7 protein-coding genes and 1 pseudogene are annotated in these 7,050 nt (G+C 53.5%); 5 read left to right on the top strand and 3 right to left on the bottom strand.

The genetic code is table 11. The features are described 5' to 3' along the window. The 4 genes from prmC to kdsA form a co-directional block, all read left to right on the top strand. Window positions 1-555: peptide chain release factor N(5)-glutamine methyltransferase (prmC, locus tag H7A81_RS24330; protein WP_182058980.1), on the top strand; the 555-nt coding region annotated here is incomplete at its 5' end. A gap of 14 nt (window positions 556-569) precedes the next feature. Further along, on the top strand, window positions 570-968 hold the full coding sequence (locus H7A81_RS24325; protein ID WP_034824269.1) for a SirB2 family protein: 399 nt from the start codon (window positions 570-572) through the stop codon (window positions 966-968). Next, the gene (gene sirB1 / locus H7A81_RS24320) at window positions 965-1,774 is read left to right on the top strand and encodes an invasion regulator SirB1 (protein ID WP_034824266.1); all 810 of its coding nucleotides are present in this window, start codon (window positions 965-967) and stop codon (window positions 1,772-1,774) included. Before H7A81_RS24325 ends, sirB1 begins: the two co-directional genes overlap by 4 nt. 27 nt (window positions 1,775-1,801) lie before the next feature. After that, the gene (gene kdsA / locus H7A81_RS24315) at window positions 1,802-2,656 is read left to right on the top strand and encodes a 3-deoxy-8-phosphooctulonate synthase (protein WP_034824264.1); all 855 of its coding nucleotides are present in this window, start codon (window positions 1,802-1,804) and stop codon (window positions 2,654-2,656) included. A gap of 70 nt (window positions 2,657-2,726) precedes the next feature. On the opposite strand, the gene chaA is transcribed toward kdsA, so the two are convergent. Next, a complete protein-coding gene (gene chaA / locus H7A81_RS24310) occupies window positions 2,727-3,818 on the bottom strand; it encodes a sodium-potassium/proton antiporter ChaA (protein ID WP_097116833.1) in 1,092 nt (363 codons plus the stop codon). 535 nt (window positions 3,819-4,353) lie between these two features. On the opposite strand from chaA, the gene H7A81_RS24305 reads away from it, so the two are divergent. After that, window positions 4,354-5,022, top strand: a complete 669-nt coding sequence (locus H7A81_RS24305; RefSeq protein ID WP_182058979.1) for a gamma-glutamylcyclotransferase — start codon at window positions 4,354-4,356, stop codon at window positions 5,020-5,022. Here H7A81_RS24305 and H7A81_RS24300 read toward each other — a convergent pair whose 3' ends face one another. Both H7A81_RS24300 and H7A81_RS24295 read right to left on the bottom strand, forming a co-directional pair. Further along, window positions 5,023-6,456 (bottom strand): serine/threonine-protein kinase, encoded by a 1,434-nt coding sequence (locus tag H7A81_RS24300; protein WP_182058978.1) that lies wholly within the window; start codon window positions 6,454-6,456, stop codon window positions 5,023-5,025. A 65-nt stretch (window positions 6,457-6,521) separates the two neighbouring features. Next, a pseudogene (locus H7A81_RS24295) lies at window positions 6,522-7,050 on the bottom strand (hypothetical protein); the annotation flags it as partial.

Here is a 7,050-nt window from a genome sequence, read left to right as displayed (position 1 = left end):
CCGGACACCGAAGTGCTGGTGGAACAGGCGCTCTTACGCATACCTGCAACCGCCTCCTCCTTACTCGATCTTGGCACTGGCACCGGAGCTATCGCGTTAGCGCTGGCGAGTGAGCGTCCTGACTGCCAGGTGTTGGGCTGCGACCGTATCCCAGCAGCTGTGGCGCTGGCTGATGAGAATGCTCAGCGGTTGCACATCAGCAATGCGCGTTTCCAGCTCAGCCACTGGTTCGATGACATTCCCGCCCAGCGTTTCGATCTCATCGTTAGTAACCCGCCTTATATCGATGCCGCCGATGAACATCTGCAGCAGGGAGATGTGCGCTTTGAACCGCTTAGCGCACTGGTGGCCGATGAAGCCGGGCTGGCCGATTTACGTTTGATTATTCGCCGTGCCCCACAGTGGTTGCAGCCTGGCGGCTGGCTGTTGCTGGAGCACGGCTGGCAACAAGATGAAGCTGTGCGCGCCATCATGACGCAGCACGGCTATCAGCAGGTCAGCAGCATTAACGATTATGGCGGCAATCCGCGCGTCACACTTGGGCAATTTTTTTGATTTAAGGAAGCACCATGGCAAGCTGGTATCCGCTGGTTAAACATTTCCACCTGCTGACGGTAGCGTTGACGATCAGCTTGTTTCTGCTGCGTTTTTACTGGTTAACCACCGGTTCAGCGATGCTACAGCGTCGCTGGGTGCGCATTGCGCCGCATATTAATGACACCTTTTTGCTGCTCAGTGGCGTGTGGCTGGTGGTGATCACACACTTTTATCCGTTCTCACCGCAAGGAAGCTGGCTGACGGAAAAGCTGTTAGGGGTTATTATCTACATCGCCTTGGGTTCCGTGGCATTGAGCCGTCGCCCACGCAAGATGGGGACACGTTGGATCGCTTGTCTGATTGCAATCGTAGCACTGCTGTTTGTGATTAAGCTGGCGATGACCAAAATGCCGTTATTGGGGATAGTATGACCTCGCCAGAGCTAGTTGATTACAGTGAAACACCGTTGAGTGAAGCGGTGATTGGCGCAACCTGCGCCATACGCAATGATTTTTCTGCGCCATCCGTTCAGCAACAGCTGGCGGCATTAGTTGAAGAAGCACGGGAATACGTCAGTAGCGAACAGGATGCCGACTTGCAACTGGGCAAGCTGCTTGAATTGTTTTATCGCCAGTGGGGCTTTGGTGGCGCCAGCGGCGTCTACAATTTGTCCGATGCGCTGTGGATCGATAAAGTGCTGAAGAGCCGACAGGGCACCGCCGTATCGCTGGGGGTGATACTGTTACACATTGCCGACGAGCTGGAGCTGCCGCTGATCCCGGTGATTTTCCCCACCCAGTTGATTCTGCGTGCTGACTGGCTGGACGGTGAAATGTGGTTGATCAACCCTTTCAACGGCGAAACGCTGGATACACATACGCTGGAAGTGTGGCTGAAGGGCAATATCAGCCCGACTGCGAAGCTCTACAATGATGATCTGGATGAAGCCAAAACCATCAACGTGATGCGTAAAATGCTGGATACGTTGAAAGCGGCACTGATGGAAGAGAAGCAGATGGAACTGGCGTTAAACGTCAGCCAGGTACTGCTGCAGATTGATCCCGATGACCCGTATGAAATCCGCGATCGGGGGTTAATCTACGCTCAGCTTGAGTGTGAACATATCGCACTGACCGATTTGACCTACTTCGTTGAACAGTGTCCAGAAGATCCGGTCAGCGAAATGATTAAAGTGCAGATTCACGCAATTGAACAGAAACAGGTGACGCTGCACTAAGCGTCATCTCGACAATAAGGAAAGGGCATGACTCAGAAAGTAGTAAATATCGGCGATATCAAGGTCGCAAACGATCTGCCATTTGTTCTCTTTGGTGGCATGAACGTGCTGGAATCGCGCGACCTCGCCATGCGTATTTGCGAACACTATGTAAAAGTGACCGACAAACTCGGTATCCCTTACGTGTTCAAAGCCTCTTTTGACAAAGCTAACCGCTCTTCCATCAAATCCTACCGTGGTCCCGGTCTGGAAGAGGGCATGAAGATTTTCCAGGAGCTGAAACAGGCGTTCGGCGTGAAAATCATCACTGATGTGCATGAAGCTTCACAGGCGCAGCCGGTGGCGGATGTCGTTGATGTGATTCAGCTGCCTGCGTTCCTGGCGCGTCAGACCGATCTGGTGGAAGCGATGGCGAAAACCGGTGCAGTCATCAACGTTAAGAAACCGCAGTTCGTTAGCCCTGGCCAGATGGGTAACATTGTCGATAAATTCGCGGAAGGCGGTAACGACAAAGTAATCCTGTGCGACCGTGGCAGCAATTTCGGTTACGACAACCTGGTTGTCGATATGCTGGGCTTCAACGTGATGAAGAAGGTCACCAACAACAGCCCGGTGATCTTCGACGTGACCCATGCACTGCAGACGCGCGATCCGTTCGGCGCGGCTTCAGGTGGACGTCGCGCGCAGGTAGCTGAACTGGCTCGCGCGGGTATGGCGGTGGGTATCGCTGGTCTGTTTATTGAAGCGCACCCTGAGCCGAACAGCGCGAAATGCGACGGCCCATCCGCGCTGCCGCTGGATAAGCTGGAGCCATTCCTGGTGCAGATGAAAGCGATTGATGATCTGGTCAAGAGTTTCCCGGAACTGGATACCAGCAACTAATTGCGCTATCCAGAAGTAAGAAAGGCGCCGATGGGCGCCTTTTTTTTGCTTTGAATCTGAGCGTCAGACGCTACAGCATAATTGTCAGTAAATAGCCGGCAAACAGTGCCAGATGCGCGGCGCCGTTCAGCACATTGGTACGCCCGGTTGAGAACGAAATATGGCACAGAATCAGCGCGGCACTCATGATCACCATATGTGGTGGTTCAAGACCAAATATCAGCTGCTGACCGGTCAGGGTAGCGATGATGCTGACCGCCGGCACCGTCAGAGAGATGGTGGCTAATACCGAACCAAAGAACAGGTTCATCGCACGCTGTACCTGGTTCATTAACACCGCTTTGATTGCCCCTAACCCTTCCGGCGACAGAATCAGCAACGCCACCAGGAAGCCGGTGAACTGCTCAGGTGCATTGAGTTCCGTCAGCAGATGCTCCAGCGTGTTGGCGTTCATCTTGGTCACGCTGATCACCGCGATTAGATGAATGATCAACCATACCGTATGCCACAGCGAGCTATGCGCAGAAGGCTTACCATGATGCGGATCGCCATCGTCACCGTCATCCTCATGCTCATAAACAAACAGGCTCTGATGCGTTTTGGTCTGAATCAGCAGGAACACGCCGTACATGGCAGCGGAGATCGCGGCAATGATCAACGCCTGAGCCGTGGTGAAGTTACCGCCTGGCAGCGCATTCGGAAACACCAGCACCAGAATCGCCAGCGGAAAGATGGCAATCATGTACTGCTTTACGCCCGCCAGATTGACATATTGGGTGGCGAATTTGCGTCCGCCGAGCAGCAGCGCAAAACCCACCAGGCCGCCGGTGACAATCATGATGATGGAGTAGAGCGTGTCACGCATTAGCGCAGGTGCAGCATCGCCGGTGGCCATTAAGGCGGAGATCAAACTGACCTCCAGAATCACCACAGACAGGCTCAAAATCAGCGAGCCATAGGGTTCACCCAGGCGGTGTGCCAGCACGTCAGCATGACGCACCACGCTGAAAGCACTACAAAGGATGGCGACCAGCGCCAGCAGGTTGATGCCGATAATCGGCAATAATGCCGTCTGACCGCCAAAGAAGCTCAGCACCGTCAGCGCGACAATCGGGAAAATCAGTGAGTACTCGGTATGTCGGGTTTTCTCATGTGTAGCCATTCACCATCCTCTCCGGCAAAAAGAACAAAACAGGCGATCAGTGCCTGATAAATATAATGACTTTTCTGACGCAGCGCAGTGTAACTTTTCAACAGTTGTGTTTCAGGCTTTTTACGCGACTTTACTTATTCAGGTTTTTGATTCTAATCCAGCAAAAGAAGTAATTATCTACTAATAACATAGACTATTCATTTTGTTATGAATCGATAAAAGTAATTTTAAGATAAAATAATACCTGTTTTAATCTTATTTCAATGCGGTTTATCGGAGTTTTATGGATTTAAAAATCCTTGTGTAACTAAAGTATATGTTTGCCATTTCATTGCTTTCTTCGTCATCACTCTGTTCAAGTTATCTGCCAGGCAGCCGATGCTATTTACAAAGAATTTCCCCTTTGTGATCGGGGTCAATCTTGAAACTTTTGTTAAAAATGCATTAATGTCTTCTCTTAAGTCGACGCAACGCGTGTTGCCTGTAAGACATCATCTTTGAGGAGCCGAACCGACAGGATGTCAGCGCAGTAGAGGAGGTCGCATTGTTAACCCGGGAATTTCTTTTAAAAGCGGATTGTAAAACATCATTTGGCGATATCGACGAAGCGCTGCTGTGGAGCTGTGAAAAGCGTGCCGCGTCACTCGCGGCCACACTGGCTTGTCGCCCTGACCAAAGCCCGGTGTGGATTTTTGGCTATGGCTCCCTGATGTGGAACCCGGTTTTTGAGGCGGAAGAAGTAGCTTCCGGACGACTCGAAGGCTGGCATCGTGCTTTCTGTCTGCGTCTGACCGCCGGCAGAGGAACGGTATCGACGCCCGGTCGTATGCTGGCGCTAAAAGAAGGCGGTTCAACCAGCGGTCTGGCTTTCCGTTTACCCGAAGTGCGGCTGCATGACGAGCTGGAGCTGCTGTGGAAGCGCGAGATGATCACCGGCTGTTATCTGCCAACCTGGTGCGAACTGGAACTGGAAGATGCTCGCAAAGTGACGGCGTTGGTATTTATCATGGATCCGCGTCACCCGCTGTATGAAGCAGACTCCTGTCGCAGCACCATCGCACCGTTGATTGCCCAGGCCAGCGGACCATTGGGCACCAATGCTCAGTATCTCTACTCCCTCGAACAGGAGTTGGGTAAACGCGGCATGCAGGAAGATGCGTTGACGCGTCTGGCCGCTGAGGTGAGGGCGCTGCAGCAGTCTGCAGCGCGTTAACTACTGTTTAACCGGATTAATCAGCCAGGTTCCGGGTTTGTCAATGGTCAGTGATTGGCTCATTACCTGGCTGCCATTTTGCACTTCAATTCGATAACTCCCCGCCGCCAGATTGAGTGAAGCAAAGCCGCTGCTGGTGGGTTTCACGTCCTTCGCTTCGCCGTTAAGCAGCACTTTCTCTCCCTCCTGCAAGCGCAGATAGACGGTTGCCATACCTGACGCGCTGGCTGCTGCACTCTGACTCGCCACCGGCGCTGACGCAGAAGGTGTAGCGGCGATCGAAGCGGTTTCACTGTGGCGATTCGTTTTCCACACCACCACCACCACGGCCAGAATGGCAATGGCAGCGGCGGCGACCAGACCAGGCGAAAGGCGACGCACGTTGCGTGTCGTGACAGGTTCAATCGCCGCCGCTGCATGATTCACCGCCATTACCTGTGGTTCAGGCACCGGAGCGGCGACGGGCTCAGGCGCTGGAGCTGGAGCTGGAGCTGGAGCTTCAACCGCCACCGGGAAGGTGGTGACCAGTGCTTCAACATCGCTCACCGGCAAATCAATCAGGCTGGCAAACGCATCAATGCTTTGTGGGCGATCGCCGGGTTTCATTGCCAGCGCACAGTCGATGGCATGCAGTAGCGGCAGGGAATAGCCTGCTGGCTTGCGTTCAACCAGTGGCTGATAGTTATCCTCGATGCAGCGCACCACGCTAACCGGAGGCGCATGGCCGGTAATCAGATTGTGCAGCACCGCGCCAAGCGCATAGATATCGGTCCACGGACCTTGCTCAACTTCACCCTCTTCGCTGTATTGCTCAATCGGGGCAAAGCCAGGCTTCAGCATGATCTCGGTTTCATCGGAGAGATTGCCGATCTCCTTCCGCGCTGAGCCAAAATCGAGTAACACCGGCAGCTGATTTTCCTGGATTTGGATGTTATCCAGCGAAATATCACGGTGCAGATAACCGGCGGTATGGATGGTATTAATTGCGCCAAACAGCGGCGGTAACAGCCGACGAATCCAGGACTCATCGATACTGTCCGGGCTGGTGACCTGCCACTCTTTTAATGTCATCCCGCTGTAGTAGAGCGTGCCCATGTAGGCGGTGCCATTCTCTTCCCAGAAGCGCAACACGTGCAGCAGGCCGGGATGATTAAAACGTGCGAGCAAACGGGCTTCCTGAATGAAGCTGTTACGTCCGGCGTTGAACAGTTTCTGGAAGCGCTCGCCACGCAACTCCAGCGACAGGTCAGCGGCACGCACCGCCAGTGAAACCGGCATGTACTCTTTGATGGCGATGGTGCGTTCCAGTTGATGGTCCCAGGCACGGTAAACGATGCCAAAGCCGCCGCCGCCAATCACTTCCTTGATTTCAAATTCATTAAACCGGTAACCCGCAGGCAGGGCATTCGGTGTGTGGTTTTCGTTTGCCGACATAGTGAACTCTCTGAACACGTCCTGTAGCGCCTGCCAGTCTGTTGACGTCAGGCGACGACCGCTAATTAATTAATGTTACGCCAGGCACCAATCGCCGGATCGGCAAGATCCGCATGCAGGGTGTCAATCAGTAACACAGTCACTTTTTGCTGTGGCATAAACTGCGACGACCAAACGCCGCGTAAGGTTTCAACCCGACTCTTCACCGTGTCACTGTCTTGACCTGCTGTCTTATCCATTTTAATCAGCAGATTGCCGGTGAAGCGCCACACATGTTGCTGGCTATCGAACGGCAGCACTAACCAACTCTCTTCGGCGTCCGGACGCGTCACGATCATGCGCTGTTTGTTCACCGCCACCACCTCCAGTGCCGGGCCGCTGAGCTTGAGGTTGGCAATGGGATAGCCCTGATAGAAATTCACCGCCAGCGAGCGTGTTTTGTCACCACTCATTAGCGTTAATTCACTCGGGCCTTCAAGCCAGCCATCCGTGGAGCAGTGCTGCTGCGGGTTATCCGGAATAAATAGTGAGTCGCCGTTTTCGTCCCAGGAGGTGCGGAAATGACAACCCGCTGGTAGGGTGAAGTGCTGCAAT

Origin of the sequence: Pantoea sp. ME81 (assembly GCF_903970985.1) — a bacterium.
Classification (GTDB): Bacteria; Pseudomonadota; Gammaproteobacteria; order Enterobacterales; family Enterobacteriaceae; genus Pantoea; species Pantoea communis.
Note: the sequence above shows the minus strand (reverse complement) of the source record. Positions and strands in the feature narration are given on the sequence as shown.